Genomic DNA, 1664 nt, shown 5'->3' on the forward strand with positions numbered 1-1664 from the left:
CCCCACACTCGACCGATACACCAGCCGGACGATCCTCGACATGGAAAAACGCGTCATGGCCACGTTCGGCCGGACCGACCCGCTCGCCTGGGGACCCGGGGAGGGCACCCGGCTCATCCAGTCCATGCGGGCCGGCGGAAACCGGCTGAGCGACGACCAGGCGAAGGCCGCCGCATACCTGCTCGAGAACCCGCACGCGGCCAGCGCGCTCATCGGCCCTGCCGGCACCGGAAAGACGACCACCATGCGCGCCGTCGCCCGAGCATGGGAGACCCGGCACGGGAGGGGATCCGTGCTCGGCCTGACCCTGTCCGTCCGGGCCAGGGACGAGCTCGCCGACAGCATCGGCGCCAACGCGATCACCATCGCCAAGCTCCTCGACAACGTGTCCGAACGTCACCGGGCGCAGATCGACGACCTGCGACGCGAATTCCGGTGCCGGCTCGCCGCGGCGCGCACCCCCGCCGAACGCGACCGGATACGCCGCGCCATCAGCGAATCCGACGCCCGGGAACAGGCCGGCCTCATCCACCCCGGACAGCTCGTCATCGTAGACGAGGCGGGCATGGTCGGCACCCCGGAACTGGACGCCATCGCCGAACTGTGCGAACGGGCCGGAGCCAGGCTCGCACTGACCGGCGACCCCATGCAGCTCGACGCTCCCGCCGCACCGGGCGGACTGCTCGCCTGGGCCGAACGGGAACACCGGTGCGCGACCCTCACCAGCCTGTGGCGCTTCCGCAGCGACCCCGGGCTCTGGGCGAACGACCCCGACGGCGGACGGGCCAGATGGGCAGACGAAGGCAAAGCCATGCTGCGCCTGCGCGCCGGCGGCGACCGCGCGAAACCGGACAGCGTCGAGGCATGCCGCCGGCTCGTCGCCGAATACGCGGCCCACCACCGTCTCCACTGGGGCGAGGACCGGGAATGCGAGGAGGAGGCGTACCGGATGACCCTGCAATGGCAGAAGACGGGCAAGACCACGCTCCTCGTCGCCGGCACCAACGAACAGGTGCGCGCCATGAACCAGCGCACCATCCTCGAACGGCGCGTGCTCGGCCTGTCCGACGGGGACCCGTCCCGCCTCGCCACGCTGTCCGACGGCCTGAAGATAGGAGCCGGGGACCGGATCGTGTCCCGCGCCAACGACCACCAGGTACGTGGCCCCGACGGACACCGCATCGAGAACGGCATGGCGTTCACCGTCACCCGCATCGACACGGACGTGATCGCATGCCGCGACGCGGACGGAAGGCAATGGGCCATACCCCGGGACTGGGCGAAAGCGAACTGCGAGGCCGGGTACGCGACCACCATCCACAAAAGCCAGGGCATGACCGTCGACCGGTGCGCCGCCATGTTCCCCTCCGACGCGCGCGTCCCATGCAACCTGCAATACGTGGCCGCCACACGAGGCCGCGAGGAGAACCACCTCCTCTACGCATGCAAGGACGAGAAGACCCGGCAGACGGAAGCCATGCTGTCCGGATCGGACACCGACCCCGAAGCCATCGCCCGCCAACGCATGCTCTCCACGCTCCTGACGCGCCCCGACACGCGCACCGCCACCGAAACCCGCATCGACGAACACGAGGAGAGATACAGCCTGACACGACTCCTGCGCGAACACGACTACGCCGCCGGCCTCATCGCCGGCCCCCACC

The 1664-nt window shown here is 70.1% G+C and carries 1 protein-coding gene; it reads left to right on the plus strand.

Features of this window, described 5'->3' with window-relative positions; translation table 11 throughout:
• Positions 1 to 1664: ATP-dependent DNA helicase (locus tag ACMO6A_RS15005; protein WP_418471483.1), on the plus strand; the 1664-nt coding region annotated here is incomplete at both ends.

It is taken from the genome of Eggerthella sp. (assembly GCF_048329335.1).
Lineage (GTDB): Bacteria > Actinomycetota > Coriobacteriia > Coriobacteriales > Eggerthellaceae > Eggerthella > Eggerthella lenta.